Origin of the sequence: Peredibacter sp. HCB2-198, from assembly GCF_045999315.1 — a bacterium.
GTDB lineage: Bacteria > Bdellovibrionota > Bacteriovoracia > Bacteriovoracales > Bacteriovoracaceae > Peredibacter.
The window spans coordinates 423,920-441,090 of the sequence record NZ_CP174607.1 but is presented as its reverse complement, the minus strand read 5'-3'; the positions used below and the strand labels follow the sequence as shown (position 1 = coordinate 441,090).

General features: G+C 43.1%; 16 protein-coding genes. 9 read left to right on the top strand and 7 right to left on the bottom strand.

Translation table 11 applies throughout. The features are described 5' to 3' along the window. Positions 1-63 precede the first annotated feature (63 nt). The 7 genes from ACJVC5_RS02275 (at position 64) to ACJVC5_RS02245 (ending at position 7,161) form a co-directional block, all read left to right on the top strand. Positions 64-696, top strand: coding sequence for a hypothetical protein (locus ACJVC5_RS02275; protein WP_408097761.1), 633 nt, complete (start codon positions 64-66; stop codon positions 694-696). 175 nt (positions 697-871) lie between these two features. Next, on the top strand, positions 872-1,843 hold the full coding sequence (locus tag ACJVC5_RS02270) for an acetyl-CoA carboxylase carboxyltransferase subunit alpha (protein WP_408097760.1): 972 nt from the start codon (positions 872-874) through the stop codon (positions 1,841-1,843). 2 nt (positions 1,844-1,845) lie between these two features. Continuing rightward, positions 1,846-2,721 carry a YicC/YloC family endoribonuclease gene (locus tag ACJVC5_RS02265; protein WP_408097759.1) on the top strand — a complete coding sequence of 292 codons (876 nt, stop codon included), beginning with the start codon at positions 1,846-1,848 and terminating at the stop codon, positions 2,719-2,721. A 2-nt stretch (positions 2,722-2,723) separates the two neighbouring features. After that, positions 2,724-3,284, top strand: a complete 561-nt coding sequence (gene gmk, locus ACJVC5_RS02260) for a guanylate kinase (protein WP_408097758.1) — start codon at positions 2,724-2,726, stop codon at positions 3,282-3,284. A 2-nt stretch (positions 3,285-3,286) separates the two neighbouring features. Next, the gene (locus ACJVC5_RS02255) at positions 3,287-5,488 is read left to right on the top strand and encodes a RelA/SpoT family protein (RefSeq protein WP_408097757.1); all 2,202 of its coding nucleotides are present in this window, start codon (positions 3,287-3,289) and stop codon (positions 5,486-5,488) included. A gap of 45 nt (positions 5,489-5,533) precedes the next feature. Further along, positions 5,534-6,352, top strand: a complete 819-nt coding sequence (locus ACJVC5_RS02250) for a hypothetical protein (RefSeq protein ID WP_408097756.1) — start codon at positions 5,534-5,536, stop codon at positions 6,350-6,352. After that, complete coding sequence (locus tag ACJVC5_RS02245; protein WP_408097755.1) at positions 6,349-7,161, top strand: hypothetical protein; 813 nt, start codon at positions 6,349-6,351, stop codon at positions 7,159-7,161. Before ACJVC5_RS02250 ends, ACJVC5_RS02245 begins: the two co-directional genes overlap by 4 nt. On the opposite strand, the gene ACJVC5_RS02240 is transcribed toward ACJVC5_RS02245, so the two are convergent. The 4 genes from ACJVC5_RS02240 to ACJVC5_RS02225 all read right to left on the bottom strand — a co-directional run bounded on the left by ACJVC5_RS02240 (position 7,158) and on the right by ACJVC5_RS02225 (position 12,074). Further along, the gene (locus ACJVC5_RS02240; protein WP_408097754.1) at positions 7,158-7,823 is read right to left on the bottom strand and encodes a YdcF family protein; all 666 of its coding nucleotides are present in this window, start codon (positions 7,821-7,823) and stop codon (positions 7,158-7,160) included. The two genes, ACJVC5_RS02245 and ACJVC5_RS02240, sit on opposite strands and share 4 nt — an antisense overlap. A 20-nt stretch (positions 7,824-7,843) precedes the next feature. Then, complete coding sequence (locus tag ACJVC5_RS02235) at positions 7,844-8,227, bottom strand: Rid family detoxifying hydrolase (protein WP_408097753.1); 384 nt, start codon at positions 8,225-8,227, stop codon at positions 7,844-7,846. Between the two features lie 10 nt (positions 8,228-8,237). Beyond that, positions 8,238-10,568, bottom strand: coding sequence for an NADP-dependent malic enzyme (locus ACJVC5_RS02230; protein WP_408097752.1), 2,331 nt, complete (start codon positions 10,566-10,568; stop codon positions 8,238-8,240). A gap of 102 nt (positions 10,569-10,670) precedes the next feature. Continuing rightward, complete coding sequence (locus tag ACJVC5_RS02225; RefSeq protein ID WP_408097751.1) at positions 10,671-12,074, bottom strand: sodium:solute symporter family protein; 1,404 nt, start codon at positions 12,072-12,074, stop codon at positions 10,671-10,673. Between the two features lie 34 nt (positions 12,075-12,108). On the opposite strand from ACJVC5_RS02225, the gene ACJVC5_RS02220 reads away from it, so the two are divergent. Next, positions 12,109-12,840: a hypothetical protein gene (locus tag ACJVC5_RS02220; RefSeq protein WP_408097750.1), complete on the top strand. Its 732-nt coding sequence runs from the start codon at positions 12,109-12,111 to the stop codon at positions 12,838-12,840. Continuing rightward, positions 12,837-14,669 carry an ABC-F family ATP-binding cassette domain-containing protein gene (locus ACJVC5_RS02215; protein ID WP_408097749.1) on the top strand — a complete coding sequence of 611 codons (1,833 nt, stop codon included), beginning with the start codon at positions 12,837-12,839 and terminating at the stop codon, positions 14,667-14,669. The genes ACJVC5_RS02220 and ACJVC5_RS02215 overlap by 4 nt, the downstream gene beginning before the upstream one ends. Before the next feature lie 3 nt (positions 14,670-14,672). Here ACJVC5_RS02215 and ACJVC5_RS02210 read toward each other — a convergent pair whose 3' ends face one another. The 3 genes from ACJVC5_RS02210 to ACJVC5_RS02200 all read right to left on the bottom strand — a co-directional run bounded on the left by ACJVC5_RS02210 (position 14,673) and on the right by ACJVC5_RS02200 (position 17,144). Beyond that, entirely contained in the window at positions 14,673-15,098 is a 426-nt protein-coding gene (locus tag ACJVC5_RS02210) for a hypothetical protein (protein ID WP_408097748.1), read from the bottom strand. Continuing rightward, positions 15,095-16,234, bottom strand: a complete 1,140-nt coding sequence (locus tag ACJVC5_RS02205; RefSeq protein ID WP_408097747.1) for a hypothetical protein — start codon at positions 16,232-16,234, stop codon at positions 15,095-15,097. Before ACJVC5_RS02205 ends, ACJVC5_RS02210 begins: the two co-directional genes overlap by 4 nt. 85 nt (positions 16,235-16,319) lie before the next feature. Further along, positions 16,320-17,144, bottom strand: a complete 825-nt coding sequence (locus tag ACJVC5_RS02200) for an alpha-ketoglutarate-dependent dioxygenase AlkB (protein WP_408097746.1) — start codon at positions 17,142-17,144, stop codon at positions 16,320-16,322. Between the last annotated feature and the right edge of the window lie 27 nt (positions 17,145-17,171).

Genomic DNA, 17,171 nt, shown 5'->3' with positions numbered 1-17,171 from the left:
GAATCTTACGAGGAGAGAAAGAATTTCCGAAGAGCAGAGTGACGTAAAACAAAGGATGGTTTTATGAAGCGTCGTTCTCTCGTTCTCTCACTCTTTCTACTCACTGGCTGTGCTGAACTCTACACGGGCCGAAGCTACCTTTCAGAAATGGAAAACAATAATGATGCCCGCTACTTCAATCCCCGTGAAGATTTTCCGGTTGTAGGAGGAGATTCCGGTCGTTACTGGAACACAGAGGAAGAGACACGTGACAGAACTCCTGCGTCCGAGGGAGATCTCGCCGAAGAAAATCGTAAACGTTCTTTGCGTGATGAGCTTCGTAAACTTGAAGATTCACAATCCGATGATGGCTCTGAGCTTTATCAAAAACATAAACACCAACTCAAGACCGTTTCAGAACGTATTTATTTTCTAGAGCTGCCTCCGAGTGAAAGATACGAATATCTTGCCTCTCGTGGATTTCTTGAAGAAGAAAAAGATGAGTACGTTAATTCTAAAGAACGCGCCTTCGCCGTTAGCAAACAAGACATTGTTTTAGGAATGACCAAAAACGAAGTCGTAGAAAGTTGGGGCAAACCACTGCGAATTGAAATCGCCGGAAATCCAGTTAACGAAAACGAGCGCTGGCTTTATCGAATGAGAAATGGACAGAAGTTCATTTATTTTGAGTCGGGCCAGGTCCAGGGCTGGGAATAGGTTCTCCTCTTAGACAAAGTACTTGAATTGGCCAGTTGGCGATGCGTTATCGCTACTAAAATTCAATGATTTACACTTTCCTCGTATGAGGAAATTCGTGCATTTTCCCCTCGAACAAGGTAATTTAACCCATTACTTTAAGTCTTACATATCAACTAGAACCCCGAGGGTTTTGATGGATTTTACTTTAGAATTTGAACGTCCGGTTTCCGAACTTGAAAATCAGATCAGAGAATTAAAACAGGCGACACACCAAAACATCGATATTTCTCATGAGATCGAAGCGCTTCAAGCGAAAGTTGATCGCATGTTGGAAGATATTTATACCAAACTTTCTCCTTGGCAGAGAACTCAGCTCTCTCGCCATCCATCTCGTCCGCACGCTATTGATTACATCGAGAAAATCGTGGCCGACTTTCATGAAGTTCATGGTGACCGTCGTTTCTCTGATGATCCATCAATGATTGCAGGTTTCGGTTACATTGATGGCCAGAAAGTTGCCGTGATCGGAATTGAGAAAGGTCGCAAGACCCAGGAAAAAATTAAACGTAATTTCGGGATGGCAAATCCTGAAGGTTATAGAAAAGCAATCCGTGTTATGCAAATGGCCTCTCAGTTCAGCATTCCGGTTGTGACGTTTGTTGATACTCCAGGAGCATATCCTGGTATCGGCGCTGAAGAGCGCGGACAGGCCCTTGCGATCGCTGAGAACTTGGAAGAAATGTTCAACATCAAGGCCCCGATCATTTCAATCGTGATTGGTGAAGGTGGATCGGGTGGTGCCCTTGGTATCGCCGTGGCCGATAAAGTTTTCATGATGGAGTACTCTGTTTACTCAGTCATTTCCCCTGAATCATGTGCTTCAATTCTTTGGTCAGATCCGAAGATGGCAGAAACTGCGGCCAACTCACTTCAGCTTTCTCCTAATAAAGCTCTAGAGCTTAAAGTAATTGATGGTCTTATTAAGGAACCTGCTGGTGGTGCTCACCGTTACCCTGATCGCGCTGTAGCGATGGTAAAAGATGCCATCCTCGCGAGTCTTGAAGGCCTTAAGAAAGATGACCTTGATGTGCTTATGCAAAAGCGTTTTGAGAAGTTCCGTCAGATGGGTAATCTAACTCTTACAATTGATCAGTCAGAAGGTTAATCATGAGCGTTTATTCGATGACAGGATTCGGGAAGGGTGAAGCTCAGGGGCAGAACTATTCCATCACCACTGAAATTAAAACGGTGAATAACCGCTTTAAAGATTTCAAGTTTCGCATGAGCTCATTGTTTAACTCTGTGGAATTGGACCTTCGTTCAAAATTAGAGAATGAATTCCGTCGTGGTAGCTTTGATATCTCTGTTACGTATAAGCGCACTGAAAAAGCTGTTACTGAGTTTCAGGTTGATCCTAAAAAAGTAGAGGGCTACCTGTCTCTTATGAAACCAGTTTTTGAAAAGAACAACGTACCTTTTCATGTGAGTCCTACTGAATTTCTTCGTTCTGATTTCTACAAAGACGAAGATGAAACAAAAGAAAAAGAACTTGAGCCGCTTGTGATGGCGTCTTTCGAAGAAGCGATCAAGGCGCTTAAAACTTCTCGCGCAGGCGAGGGGAAGAAGCTGGTCGATAAACTTCTTGAGCATCTTGCGATCTATGAATCATGTCTTGCTAAAATTGAGGCCATGAAACAAGAGTTTCCTGAGATGATGAAGGAAAAGCTTACAACGAAGCTCAATGAGAAACTCAAAGATATTAAAATAGATGAGTCACGCTTCCTTCAGGAAGTGGTGTACTACCTTGAGAAATTAGAAATAGACGAGGAAATCAATCGGGCTAAAATCCACGTCACAAAACTTAAATCGGTGCTTAAATCATCCGGCGAAATCGGTCGCCAAATCGACTTCCTCCTCCAGGAACTGGGCCGTGAGACCAATACGATGGGATCAAAATCTGCCGTTCCTGAAATTTCGACAAATGTAGTCGAGATGAAAGTACAATTAGAGAAGATTAGAGAACAGGCCCTGAACTTGGAATAATCATGTCCTCAAGAATGATTGTAATCTGTGCCCCATCGGGTACGGGTAAATCTACATTACTTAACCGGCTTAAGGCCGATATCCCTGACCTTGTATGGTCAGTTTCATGTACGACTCGTCCTATGAGAACGGGTGAAGTTCATGGAAAAGATTATTTCTTCATTAAAGTTGAAAGTTTTGAAAAGCAAATTGCCGATGATGAATTTATTGAGTGGGCCAAGGTCCATTCAAATTATTACGGAACTTCAAAACGCTTTGTGAGTGAAGGGATTCAGAAGGGCCATAAGATGCTCTTCGATCTGGATGTTCAAGGTGCGGACGCTATGAAACGCATCTACGGGGCGGACGCTCAGGTGATTTTCATTGAACCACCATCAGTGGAAGAACTAGAGAAGCGACTTATTGCTCGTGGAACTGATGCTCTCCATGTGATTCAAGAAAGAATTAAAAACGCCCGTGAAGAACTGAAGAATAAACACAAATACGATCATTTGATCCTTAACGACAACGTTGATAGCGCTTATGAGAAGCTGAAGACGGTCGTTGAAAAGATTTTGAGCTAACTATGTTCGCAGAAAGAATCGATTTCTCCCATGAGGCCAACCTCACGATTGATGAACTCGTCAAACGTGCTGAAGTGCTTTTACCTGATGCTGATCTGACGATCCTTCGAAAGTGCTTCGAGTTTGCAGATAAAATGCATTCAGGTGTGAAACGTTCTTCTGGTGAGCCATATATTATTCATCCGCTTAACGTAGCGGCGACCTTGATTAAACTTAAAATGGATCTCGATTCCATTATGGCCGGTCTTCTTCACGATACAGTGGAAGACTGTGATGTTTCTCCGGAAGACATTGCCAAGATGTTTGGCCAGAGCGTTGCTCAAATCGTAGTGGGCTGTACTAAGATCTCTAAAATTAAATTTAAAACGAAGGAAGAATCTCAAGCTGAGAACTTCCGTAAGATGGTTGTGGCCATGGCCCAAGATCTTCGCGTCATTATCGTGAAGCTTGCGGACCGAATGCATAACATGCGTACCCTTCAGTATATGACGAAGGAGAAGCAGCAGGCGAAAGCGCAAGAGACTTTGGATATTTACGTTCCACTTGCTTCTCGTCTGGGTATTAACTCGGTGAAAGCGGACCTGGAAGATCTTTGTCTTCGTTATATTCACCCTGATATCTATTACCGTCTCGCTGAAAAAATCGCGATGAAAAAACGCGAGCGCGAGTCATACATCACTGAGACTTTAAATCTGATTGAAGAAAAAATGCTCGAGTATTCGGTGACCGGTGAGGTGACTGGACGTCCGAAACATTTCTTCTCAATTTATAAGAAAATGCAGCAACGTGGAGTGGATTTTGAGCAAATTCAGGATTTGCTCGCCTTCCGTATTCTCGTTAATAACATCACTGAATGTTATAAGTGTTTGGGTATTATTCACTCTGCATTCACTCCGGTTCCTGGACGTTTCAAAGACTACATTGCCATTCCTAAGGTCAACAACTACCAGTCTCTTCACACGACAGTAATTGGACCTAAGGCCGAACGTATTGAAATTCAGATTCGTACGTTTGAAATGCATGAAGTTGCTGAACGTGGGGTGGCCGCGCACTGGAAGTATAAAGAAAGAAACAAAGGCGAAGGCGTTAATAAACTGAAGTGGGTCGAAGAACTCATGGAGTTTAACCAAAACGTTCAGAACTCTTCTGAGTTCATGGACGTGGTGAAAAATGACCTCGATGTTGGTGGTGTTTTCATTTTCACTCCGACTGGTGACGTAAAAGAGCTTCGCTATGGCGCGACTCCGCTGGATTTTGCATATGCCGTTCACACTGAGGTCGGTAACAAAACGGTAGGTGCGAAAGTTAACGGTAAGATGGTTCCACTTAAGTACCGTCTTAAATCAGGTGACACAGTTGAAATTCTAACGAGTAAAACTCAGACTCCATCAAAAGACTGGTTAAAAATTTGTAAGACATCTCGTGCGATCACGAAGATTCGTCAGTACCTTATGAAGGTAGAGCGCGATGAGCATCGTGCACTAGGTGAAGAAGTTCTTGAGAAGGCCCTGAAGAAATTTGAAACTTCAATTAAGGCCCTCGACAAGAAAAATGAATTTAAAGCCATTCTTGAAAAGAACCACTATAAGACCCTGGAAGAGTTGTTTGTGAACATTGGTTCTAATCACCTTCCGATTAAAGATGTCCTAGTTGCTCTTCCTTCGATCGCGTTCACTGAGACAGATGAACTTGATTTCAAAGAAGATGATAAGGACCTGGAAAGTTATTATAAGAAAGTCGCCAAGACCGCCCGTAAGAGCACCAGCAATGATAACGCTGTTATCGTTGATGGCCTTGATGACATCGTGGTGAAGATGGGTCGTTGTTGTAATCCAATTCCAGGTGACCCAATCACAGGAATCATTACGCGTGGCCGCGGTATTACCGTTCATACAATTGGTTGCGGACGGATCGTAGACATAGAAAAAAGTCGTCAAATCCACGTTGAGTGGAACAAGCATTATACATTCAGTCACCCAGTGAACATTAAGGTTACGACCCACGATAAACCGGGAATTCTTTCTAAGATTTCGAAGTCGATTAACAACGCTGGCATCAATATTCGTTCGGCGATTGCCCGTTCGATGCCGGATCAAAAGGGTAACTTCATCTTTGAGATCGAAGTTAAGGATTACTCTGAGCTTCTAAAGACCATCTCGAGCATTGAGCAGATGGAAGAAGTGATTTCGGTAAACCGCGCTTAAGACAAATCATTTTGACTTTCAGAAATGGCGAGACATAATTATTCTATGAATAAATTATTACTCGCCGTTCTCTGTGTTTTCTCTTTCTCTGCCTTCGCTGAAAAGGACCTCGCGGTTCTTACGAGTGAAACTCCCTATGATAAGTTAAAGGTCGACACCCGCAAGAGTCATTGGTTAACGACTTTCGGCTTTGAAGGCATGAAGTATGATGCGGCCTTTTCAAACTATAACGGAGACCACAAGGATTTTGGGGCCTCATCAAGAGACCTCTGGGGTGCTAGACTGGGAGTTGGTGGATCAATTTACTTAGGTAATCAGATTAACACTACGACTCTGGTAGAGGGGTACTATGCGGGCACTCTCTTTTCTCAAATCTTGAATGGTGGGCCCGAAGATGAAGATCTGGAGTTTGCTTATACTAAAAAGACCAGCCAAATTTGGGGAGTAACTGCCTCTCAACAACTTGGGTTCATGTTCGATATGAAAACCAAGAACCCATTTCTAGATGAATGGTCATATTTAACGGTAGAACCTTATGTGATGGCCGGAATTGGATTTGCACGTGCTTACAATAGCATAAACTACAGTTATTCTTTGGCCGGAACTAACGACCGTTTCAAGGAATCAATTTCTGATGAGTTAACGAACCTTCAAATTGGGGTAGGGATGAACTTTACGGCCACTAATGGCTTCTTCTTCTATACCCGAGTTACGCAAAATCGCTATGATCTGAATTCTAGAGATATTGAGACTAAAAAGCGGGAATCTGGTGATCCAGCAATTTCTTCTACCTCCTCCAAGGACAATGGTGCTAAAATTGATCCTATAACTGTCTTCTCTGTAGGCGGGGGATATAAATTTTGAAATCATTTGCTCTGATTGCCGCATTAGTTTTGCTAGGTGTTTCCTGTAAAGAGGAGATGATTCAGAGCTATAACAATCTCTCAGCAGCAGAACAACAGGCCATTAGAGACCGTGCTAAACAGAAGTGTCTAGATACTTACACCTCAATTTACGATCGCTTCAAAACCAACTCAGGAAATGTTTTCAGTTCTTCGGATTATAACCGCGGTAAAGGTTTTTACTTTGAATACAAAGTAAATACTGACGTGAAGAGAAAGGCCGACATCCGAGTTTGGAAACGAACATCAACAGATCTTTACTTTTATATCACTGAGACAAACTTAACTGCGAAGAGCTTTTTCCTAAAAGTTTCTCGAGTTGAGAATGAAGATATGATTGATGATATCCTGACTGATCATTGTTCAGAGCCTAAGATCTATACAAGTGGATCTTCAAGCACTGGAGGACCGCTTACTATTACTTACGAATACGAAATTCCAAACGCTCCAAATGATGATCGCTATACAGATGTGTATTCCTTCCCATTTACGGAACTTGCGTTTTTTACGAATTATCGCCAGAACCGAACGTTGAAAGTGATTAAGAGTGATGACACTGTAGAAAGTACAACGAGCTACGTTTCAACTCTGGCAACGAAGACGTTTACTTTCAATAGTAACAACTACGCTGATACCTCGTACTATGTTCAGAGTTTTTGCAATATCAAGAAAGACGCTAGTGCGAATAAGTATAGACTCCCAAAAGAACTCTACGGTTTTGAATTTGAGTGCGAACCAGCACTTCCAGGCGGCTGGGATCTTTCGATCTAATCTTCTAAAACAATATCTTCTCTGAAAATCTTCAACTGAATGAAGGTCCTCACGATTTTCATGGCCTCTTTAAGAAGCTTCTTGGTGTCTTTCCAAGTGGTGTAGGTGTTAGGCACACTATCAAAGTAAAACTGCTGTTTTGAGTCTGATAGGAAGTGAGAAATGATGAGCTTGATTCTCATGATGTGATAATCACTCGAGATGATCAGCACCTGTTGAATTTCTGGATTTGCCTTCAAATACGAAACCGTCTCGCGTACGTTCTCAAAAGTATTCTTAGATTCATAATCCAAGTCCACCTGAACTCCAGGCTCATTGATTTCAGGAGCGGCAGAATCGTTAGATTGCTTATTAATCAGCGTTTGAACCGAGTTCGCGGTATGAACTCCAGAGATGAATAATTTAGACGTAGGATTCTTTTTAAGAAGATCCATGGCGTACGCAATTCGACCCTTATCACCGGTAAAAACGGCGATAGCATCCGGAGACTTCTGATAGAAGGCACCATCGGCGCGACCTTTCTGCATCTTAGCGTAAATCGGAATATAAACGATGAAGCTAACAAGTAGAGCGATCGTGAGACAGGCCAGAAAAACGCCGCTTAAAAGTAAGCGGCGTAATCTGGTTGTTTTTGATTCGAAAGTGTACTTACGTCCAAACATACTATTGCTTTGGATTTTCCTTATTTTGCGGCAATAACCTCAATTTCAACCACTGCACCTTTAGGGAGAGCTGAAACCTGAACTGTTGAACGAGCAGGGTAAGGAGCTGTGAAGAATTTTACGTAAGCTTCATTCACTTTTCCGAACTGAGCTAGGTCAGTCATGAAAATTGTTGTCTTGATGATGTTGGCACGAGTCAGGTCTTGAGACTGAAGAAGACCGTCGATGTTCTTCATAACAGTTTCAAGTTGGGCGTCGAAGCCGTTTGCCATTTCACCAGTTTTAGCATCTAGACCGATTTGGCCTGAGAAGTAGTAAACGCCATTATGGAAAACACCTTGAGAGTATGTTCCTACTGCAGCAGGTGCTTTATCTGTATTGATGATTTTTTTCTCGAAAGACATATGTTTCTCCTTAAGAATGTTTTTGTGCTCTATGGGCCTTGATCTCTTGAGAGATTAGGGCAGTAAGATGACTCATGTTCACGATCTCATCCACTGTTGAAGTACGCTGAACGATGTTGATTGCGTATTTCAATGGAAGAAGAATTGGACCAATTGAAGTCGCTCCACCAAGTTGGGCCAGAAGCTTGTAGCTGATGTTCGCTGAACCAAGGTCAGGGAAAATCAGAACGTCTGCGGCCTTATCAAGTGAGCAGAACTCGAAAAGGTTCTTCATGATGTCAGCATTTACAGCAACGTCTGCCTGCATTTCACCATCAGCAATTAGAGTTGGATCTTTTGCTTTAGCGATCTTCACAGCTTCTGCCATCTTCGCCGCCTGTGGATCACGATTTGAACCGAAGTTTGAGTATGAAAGGAAGGCCACACGTGGCTCTGCCTGCATTACGTTTCGGTACATCTGAGCAGCTGATAGAGCAATGTCCGCCAGATCGTGAGCGTCTGGATTCATCTGAACTGTACAGTCTGCCAGGAACACTACACGTTGCTTGAAGACAAGCATCATAATGCCCGCTACTTTCGCGCGGCCTGGAGAGTTTGTACCAATCACTTTCATGATTGGACGAATACATTCAGGATAGTTCTGAGTCGCACCAGTAATCATACCGTCTGCGTTTCCAGTTTTAACCATCATTGAACCGAAGTAGTTACCACGTTTCATTGTGTCTTTGGCGAAAGAGTAAGAAACACCCTTGCGCTGACGTTGAGTGAAGTAATCTTTTACGAATGTTTCGTAATTAGCGTTGTCTTCAGGGTAGATGATTTCAAGATCTTTAAGATTTGAAACTCCAAGCTCGTCCATCTTACGGTGAATGATTTTCTTGTTACCAAGAAGGATCGGTTGAATCAGACCTTCGTCACGAAGAATTGAAACCGCTTTAAGAATACGAGCGTTTGTTCCTTCAGGGAAAACGATACGAGGCTTTTCAGCTTTACCGGCACCTGGAAGACGAGAACGAATGTTTCTCATGATTGAGCCAACCTGGCCCAAACGTTCTTGAAGAGACTTTGCGTAAGCATTAAGGTCTTCAATTGGCATACGGGCCACACCTGAGTCCATAGCGGCCTTTGCCACAGCTGGAGCAACCCAAGTAAGAACGCGTTTATCGAATGGCTTAGGAATGAGGTAGTTTCTTCCGAAAGAGAAGTTTTCGTTACCGTAAGCACGCTTAACGTCTTCAGGGACTTCTTCTTTCGCAAGTTTCGCAAGCGCCATTGCTGCCGCTTTCTTCATTTCTTCATTGATCTTGCGTGCACGTACATCAAGTGCTCCACGGAACAAGAACGGGAAACAAAGAACGTTATTCACTTGGTTCGCGTAGTCTGAACGACCAGTCGCCATAATAGCGTCTGAACGAACTTGTGCTACTTCTTCTGGTGTAATTTCTGGATCAGGGTTTGCCATAGCGAAGATGATAGGATCTTTCGCCATTGTCTTAACCATCTCTTTTGATACAAGACCTTTTGCCGAACAACCGATTAAAGCATCGGCATTCACCAAAGCGTCTGCAAGAGTACGGCATTTAGTTTCATTCGCGAAAGCATCTTTGTACTTATTCATACCATCAGTACGACCCTTATAGATCACACCTTTAGAGTCTGCCATAAGAACGTTTTCACGTTTTACACCAAGCTCAAGTAGGAAATTAGCAGTCGCAATCGCCGCAGCACCAGCTCCTGAAACAACAACTCTAACTTTTGAGATATCACGATTTGTGATTTCACAAGCGTTAAGAAAAGCGGCCCCACCGATGATGGCCGTTCCGTGTTGGTCATCGTGGAAAATAGGAATATCCATGATCTCCTGAAGTTGAGTTTCAACTTCAAAACACTCTGGAGCTTTAATGTCTTCTAGATTGATACCACCGAATGTTGGTTCAAGAGACTTCACTGTACGAACGATGTCTTCAACCGAACGGTTGTTGATTTCGATGTCAAAAACATCAATGTCAGCAAAACGCTTGAAGAGAACGCCTTTACCCTCCATAACTGGCTTACCAGCTAATGGACCAATATCACCGAGGCCCAGAACTGCAGTTCCGTTTGAAAGAACAGCAACCAGGTTCCCTTTAGCAGTGTATTTATAAACATCATCTGGAGTTTTTGCGATCTCAAGACATGGGGCCGCAACACCTGGTGAATATGCAAGTGAGAGATCTCTCGCTGTCATAGTTGGTTTAGTCGGAGTAATTTCAACTTTACCAGCGCGTCCATGGGCGTGGTAGTCGAGGGCCAGTCGATACTTTTCTTCGGCCGACGTCGTTTCATTTGTAGGTGTAGTCACACGTCATCCTTTTGTTGGCGAAACTGTCGAAAAAATATGCACCGACGATAGCAGCTTTTGTGCGAAATGACACCCTTGAATGCATAGAGGCAAGAGCGCCAATCAGGCTTTTTTACGAAGGAGAGATGGAATTAGGGGGAGAGTTGTACAAAGTAGTCCGATATAAAACTCATCTAATGTGGATAACTCGAAGAGTTTGTTAATAACTTTCCATGACACAATGCCAATACAACCAAATGATACGGCCCAACAAAAACTCTTCTCTGAAATGACTCCTGGTTTCCACTGGCCCACGAGGAGAGGAAAGAGAAGGCAGGCAGCAGAAAAACCACCGAGTGTGCGCCAAACTTCCACAACATTTCCTTCGAATTGAAATCCGATTAAAACTGATGCAAGGCTCACAGCTATCAGAGCAATATGATGGTGCCAGGTCTTAAATTTATCTTTGAGTTTGAAAAAATCGTAACTGACAGAAGTGGCAGCGTTAAAAATATAAGCATCCAGCGTGGAAAGAATAATGGCGAGAATCCCGGCCAAGATAAATCCTCTCACTCCATGAGGCACGAGCTGAATCGCAAACTGCAAGTAAGCATTATTAGGGTCAACATTCGGAAGGGCCACACGTGCATAAAGAGCACCCAAAGTCGTACAACAATCGAAAAAGAACCAGATGAAAGTAGAAATGATAATTCCGCGTTTTGCTGTTTTCTCACTCTCGGCCGCAAGAACACGTTGATAGAAGTTGGGATCAACGAGAGTGGAAAGAGCGATAAATCCCCAAACTAAAATCGTACTGGTCTTCTCACCACCGGTCCAATCCAGGTGAGTGGCCGGTAATTGATTCATGAGAGTTATCGGTGAACCCATTTGGGCCCAAGCAAAAACCACAATGAGAAAAACCGCCAGGATCATCACCACAAATTGCACAATATCAGAGTAAACCACCGCCCTGAATCCTCCCCAGAGTGACCAGAGAGTCACCAGCAATACTCCTAAAAACGTATTGATGAACAGGGAGCCACCAAAGACGGCCTGTAAAAAGAGTCCGAGTGAGATGGTGTAAGCCAGTGGTAAAAGGTTCAGGAAATTGAGAGTGGCGGTGAGTTTCTGGGCCTTCGGGCCAAAGACTTTTCCTGCTAATTCAGGAATCGTCATAACATCAAAATTGCGGATTTTTTTCACCAGGAAAAAAGCGAAAAGAAGATAACTTCCATACCAAAAAATTCCCTGAGTCAGAAGATTGTAGATACCTTTCTCATAAGACAGGGCCGTGACTCCAAAAATCCCCCCGTACCAGGTCGCAACCAAAGTGGCGACAAAGATTGGCAGAGTCAGTCTTCTTCCCATAAGGAGAAGTTCAACCGTACTCATTTGTTCAGACTCTGAAAGTTCCTGTTTTTTCTTCTGGCCCCAAACCACACATGCAAAAGTCGCCGCTAAAACAGCAAAGAAAATAATCCAGTCCAAAGGGTTCAGGAATTGCAGTAGGGTATGATGGGAAATCATAGCTAGATTATACGTTTTGATTTATTCTTTTGCTATGAAATATCTGGTTGTCTTAGTCATCGTAGTGGTTCTGGTCCGCATTGATGTGGTCATGCGCCTCTTTGATAAAGCCACCGAGAAGCTGAACTCGAAAGTTCCTGAGACTCAATCGAGCGATATTACTTCTGATCGAGAAGTTGTTTCTATGTCCCAAGATCAGACCTTAAAGCAAACACCTCGTCAGGTCTTTTTGGCCTTGCTGGATGATTTCCATGGAAACCCATCGAAAGATGTTCGTGAAACCGCGATGAATTATTTCAAGAGTCATCCAACTATGTTTGGATTAACTCTTGATAAAAATCTTGAGATGGTAGTGTTTCGCTGGAGAGATCTTTTAAATCTTAATGAACCTGAGATGGTGAATTTTCTTTTGGATCTCTTGAATGTGCTTCAAGGTGAAAACCAGGAAATGGTTAAGCGGTTTTTCTCATTGTGGATGGAAATTGATATGCAAAATTTCCTGACTGCTTATTCTAAAACGAAAGATAGTAATTGTGTGATTGCCACAACTTTCGGCGATAGTATTCCGGAAGAAGAAAAGCTCAACGAGTACGTTGATCGTGAGGCGGCAGTCGCCAAAATTTTAACCAATGATAAACTAGATCCGACCGTTCGGGCCCTGGCGACTAATTGCCAGTTGATGCTGAATCTCCAGATTTCAAAAATGGCCCCACCACCTCCGCCTCCAGGTGAAGAAGATCAAGCTGCGAGTACTGAGGAACCATGATTCAAGTTGTAAATTTAACCAAAGGTTTTGGAACACAAGTCCTGTTTCAGGACGTCACTTTCACTTTAGGTAAAGGCGAGCGCATTGGCCTTGTGGGAAGAAATGGAACTGGGAAATCGACTCTTTTTAAAATTCTTCTCGGTGAAGAATCTTATGATGGGGGAGAGTATATTGTTCCTAAGAACTATCAGATTGGAACTTTAAAGCAGCACTTACATTTTTCACATCCAACAATTCTTGAAGAGTGTAAAACTGCCCTTCGTGGCGAGAACGCGGAGTTTGAGCAGTATAAAGTTGAGAAGATGCTTCTGGGTCTGGGATTTAAGATCACAGATTTTAATCGTCCTCCTTCGGACTTTTCTGGTGGGTATCAGATTCGCTTGAATCTCGCGAAAGTTCTTCTATCTGAGCCGGATTGTTTGCTCCTGGATGAGCCCACCAACTATCTTGATATCGTGTCTATGCGCTGGCTGACGAAGTTTCTTCGTGAGTTTAAAGGCGAGATGATTCTCATTACACACGATCGCGGATTCATGGACAGTGTTACGACTCATACCATGGGAATCTGGAGACAAAAACTCTTTAAGATTCCGGGTGACTCGACCAAATATTTTGAGCAGATCGTAGCGGAAGAAGAGATCTACGAAAAAACTCGGCAAAATACAGAGCGTAAGAAAAAAGATCTTCAAGCTTTCGTTGATCGTTTTAAGGCCAAGGCGAGTAAGGCCGCTCAGGCCCAGTCGCGTATGAAACTTTTAGAAAAGCTTCCAGAGATGGAGGCCCTTTCGATGATGGCCACCTTGGATTTTGAATTTAATCACCAGGAATGTCCTGGGAAAATTCTCATGGAGGCCAAGGATCTCTCCTTTGGTTATACCGAACAAAGTTTAATACAAGACCTAAGTTTCTCGATTGGCCGCAATGATAAAATCGCCATCATCGGTAAAAATGGGAAAGGGAAGTCGACGCTTTTAAATCTTTTGGCAAGAGAATTAGAACCGAAGTCTGGATCAGTGAGTTCCAACGTGAACATGCAGCTTGGACACTTTGGTCAGACCAATATCAATCGTCTGGATCTGGAAAATACCATTGAAGAAGAAATTCTTTCAGTGAATCCCATGATGGGACTTCAGCGTGCTCGAAGCATTGCTGGTGTGATGATGTTTAGTGGAGACCTCGCCAAGAAAAAGATCAAGGTCCTTTCCGGTGGTGAAAGAGCACGAGTTCTCCTGGGTAAGCTTTTAGTAAAACCTAGTAACCTGCTCCTTCTGGATGAGCCCACCAACCACTTGGACCAAGAATCAGTGGAGGCGCTGACATTAGAGCTTCAGAACTACCCAGGTGCAGTCATTATTGTGACCCACTCTGAGAGCATGATCCGAGATGTGGCAACTAAGCTCATTGTGTTCCATCACGACAAGGTGGAGTATTTGGATGAAAATTACGATGGCTTCCTTCGTAAGATTGGTTGGGAAGAAGAAGAGGTCGCACCTGCACCTCAGAAAACGGCAGACAGGCCCAATCGTCAGGAAGTAAAACGTCTTCGTTCAGAAATGATTATTGAACGCGGCCGAGAATTAAATCCTCTTAAAAAGAAAATGGAAACTCTTGAAAAAGAGATCATCAAACTAGAAGAAGAACAAAAGACTCTTGAGGCCGTTCTCATTGATCCCGCAAGTGACTCAAAAAAGATCCAGGAATCATCTCAACGACTCGGACAGGTGAATAAGAAAATTGATTCTTCATTCGAAGAACTGACAGAGATCACGATGAAGCATGATGAAATTTTTCAGGGCTACGAAGTTAAACTAAAAGATTTGGAAGTCTAAAAATTACTTCTGTTTTGAGTAGATAAATATACCAAGGATTGAATTGTCTCCGTAGTCACGGGAAATTCTTAAGTTAGTATGGTCAGTATTGACCCACAGAAGACCTTGTTTTGATTGACCCTTAGTTATGAATTCCACCTGAAATGTGTTCGAAGGATGTTTGGGATCCATCGCTCGGTCACCGATTTGATAATCGCCCTGGACTGTATCTATGGTAGAGATCTTTTGGCACTTTGAATCTTTATACCACTCACGTTTGAATACAAATGAACTTCCTTCAAAAGTATAGATTTCTTTCACATGACCCAATTTGCTGTAGATTTGACTCTGAATGCAGTTTGAAATCCATGAGCCATTGAGTTTTTGATTATCAATCTTGGCGTGTGTGGAAGCGGAAATAAAAAAAAATGAAATAAGTAAGAACTTCATAAATTAATCTCAAACGGATTCACATCATTCACGGCAAAGTATAACCATGCAGTTCCAGCTACTGACGAAGCAGTGGTGAAATCAGGATTGGGTGTAAAAGTGGCGTAGGCGATACCACCGTCGGCTTTTTTCATTTTATGAATCGAATACATGAATTGATCGGCCGATTGATCGTTACAAGTTGATCCGACCTTTTTCATGGCCAATACTTGCCCCAAAGTTCCTTCTGACCACACAAACTTTGAGGAGGCAGGACGACGTGTCGGTTTACTGTCCATAAATCCTTTTACGTTTTCATGTTCAACATAAAAGGCATCACAATTAAGTTCCATTGCAAGCTTTGGATTAATTTCACGAAGAGCATCACGATCGAGAGCAAGTAAGCTCCAGCTTTGGTTATCAAGATAAAGTTCGTCTTTGTTAATGGCGCCAGTTTTTACATTGGCCCCTGACCAGAAATGAGAGCGGGAACTGTCCCACATGCTCATGATGAAACGATTTAGCCCCTTAATTTCCCCGTTCCACTTCTCGGTTTTATTCAACTGAGCAAAGTGTTTGAAGGCCGCATAGGCATCAAGGTTGTGCTCGAGAGCAACGGTTTCGGCCTCGTTCCAGCGTGTGGCCTTAATATCGGTTGGAGCAAATCGAACTGCTTTTACTTCTTCGCCATTAACTTTCAGATCTGCCATTTGAGATTGAAGATAAGAAAGAACGCGATAGTTAAAGGCGGAAAATTCTTTTGAGTGAAAGGCATGTTGATAGTGAGAGGCCGCAAGTGCTACCCATGCGATGGCGCCAGCAAAACGCTTATCACCTTCAATTGGATAGGGAGAAACTCCATCCATGTAATAAGAAAAGTAAAGCGAGCCGTCCTTCATCTGAAGGGACTCAAGACCCAGCAGGAGTGACCTCGCCTTATCCTTTTCTTTTGCTTTAGCGAACGCAATGACCGCTAATGCCTGATCGTAAATGTAACTCTGAGTGTGATGAGTGAAACTCTTAATGAGCGCACCTTTCTTCGATGGAAGTTTTTCCATTCGTGCACTCAAATTTTTTAAGAGCTCCTGGTTGGTAGTAGTGTCCGCAAAACTGCAGGCGCACCACACCCCCACGAGTACCGATAGTACTCTAAACATGAGGTAAATCCTCTCCTAGCTTGTTTTGAGTCTTTTCGTCGGATATTCAAATAACTTGAGTGATTTTCTCTGAATGGGCGTGGTTTTAAGGAGTTATAAGCTTTTTAAAGTAGGAAGAATGCAAGGCCAAGGTCTCTAAATAGGGACGGATGTCCTGAAGCTTCGGGGCCGGCATGTCTTTTAATTGGTAGATGTGTTCTTCGGGAACATATCTGAAGGTGAAATTGATTCTACGGGTTTGGAAGTTTTCGATCTTTGGACCCAAAACTTCTTTGCGTTTATCTTCAACTCGTTGAACCCTGTGGAAAGTTTTTGTTTTCCATTTATCACCACCAAAGATTTGCAGTGATGAATCCTCAAGCCACTGTGAGAACACAATATTGTCTTCGCCCAAAGATGATTTGCCGTTAACGAACTGAAAGAAAGCGCGATCGCCCAATGAAAGTGATCCTACAGGTCCTGGTTCGAAATCTTTATGCTCACCAACCCGAGCGCGATCGACCCATTTTCCGTCTTCGAATTTATTCCCGTAGAAATTAATGAGACAAGTATTGAGTTTCCATTTTTCAGGAAAGTAACTTTTTGGAAAACGTTTCTTCGCGATGAATTCAATTCTATCCACTAGTTTTTGAAGAAGCGGAGGATAAGTTTCAGCACGGACGCAACGGTGAAGGATTCCCTTTGGAGGGTGATAGTAATCTAAACAAGCAAATTGCCAGTTCCCAAGCCAATAAACCGGTCTTAAAAGAGGGCGCTGCTCATCACCTTCCGGAGGTGGGTTATGCTCTGAAAATCGCATTTCCCAGAGAGGGTGGAGGGTCTCAAGCCAGCTCAAAAGCTGGGCCCGTTCTTTCCGGTCCACGAAAGGAAATTGATAATAAAGCCCCATTGGGGTGGTGACATTCTTCATAAGGATGGAAAGTAAGGTACTTATATT

What these genes read in the sequence shown, in the direction of transcription:
- ACJVC5_RS02275 (WP_408097761.1), top strand. Translation starts at nt 64, where the DNA reads ATGAAGCGTCGTTCTCTCGTTCTCTCACTCTTTCTACTCACTGGCTGT.
- ACJVC5_RS02270 (WP_408097760.1), top strand. Translation starts at nt 872, where the DNA reads ATGGATTTTACTTTAGAATTTGAACGTCCGGTTTCCGAACTTGAAAAT.
- ACJVC5_RS02265 (WP_408097759.1), top strand. Translation starts at nt 1,846, where the DNA reads ATGAGCGTTTATTCGATGACAGGATTCGGGAAGGGTGAAGCTCAGGGG.
- gmk (WP_408097758.1), top strand. Translation starts at nt 2,724, where the DNA reads ATGTCCTCAAGAATGATTGTAATCTGTGCCCCATCGGGTACGGGTAAA.
- ACJVC5_RS02255 (WP_408097757.1), top strand. Translation starts at nt 3,287, where the DNA reads ATGTTCGCAGAAAGAATCGATTTCTCCCATGAGGCCAACCTCACGATT.
- ACJVC5_RS02250 (WP_408097756.1), top strand. Translation starts at nt 5,534, where the DNA reads ATGAATAAATTATTACTCGCCGTTCTCTGTGTTTTCTCTTTCTCTGCC.
- ACJVC5_RS02240 (WP_408097754.1), bottom strand. Translation starts at nt 7,823, where the DNA reads ATGTTTGGACGTAAGTACACTTTCGAATCAAAAACAACCAGATTACGC.
- ACJVC5_RS02235 (WP_408097753.1), bottom strand. Translation starts at nt 8,227, where the DNA reads ATGTCTTTCGAGAAAAAAATCATCAATACAGATAAAGCACCTGCTGCA.
- ACJVC5_RS02225 (WP_408097751.1), bottom strand. Translation starts at nt 12,074, where the DNA reads ATGATTTCCCATCATACCCTACTGCAATTCCTGAACCCTTTGGACTGG.
- ACJVC5_RS02220 (WP_408097750.1), top strand. Translation starts at nt 12,109, where the DNA reads ATGAAATATCTGGTTGTCTTAGTCATCGTAGTGGTTCTGGTCCGCATT.
- ACJVC5_RS02215 (WP_408097749.1), top strand. Translation starts at nt 12,837, where the DNA reads ATGATTCAAGTTGTAAATTTAACCAAAGGTTTTGGAACACAAGTCCTG.
- ACJVC5_RS02210 (WP_408097748.1), bottom strand. Translation starts at nt 15,098, where the DNA reads ATGAAGTTCTTACTTATTTCATTTTTTTTTATTTCCGCTTCCACACAC.
- ACJVC5_RS02205 (WP_408097747.1), bottom strand. Translation starts at nt 16,234, where the DNA reads ATGTTTAGAGTACTATCGGTACTCGTGGGGGTGTGGTGCGCCTGCAGT.
- ACJVC5_RS02200 (WP_408097746.1), bottom strand. Translation starts at nt 17,144, where the DNA reads ATGAAGAATGTCACCACCCCAATGGGGCTTTATTATCAATTTCCTTTC.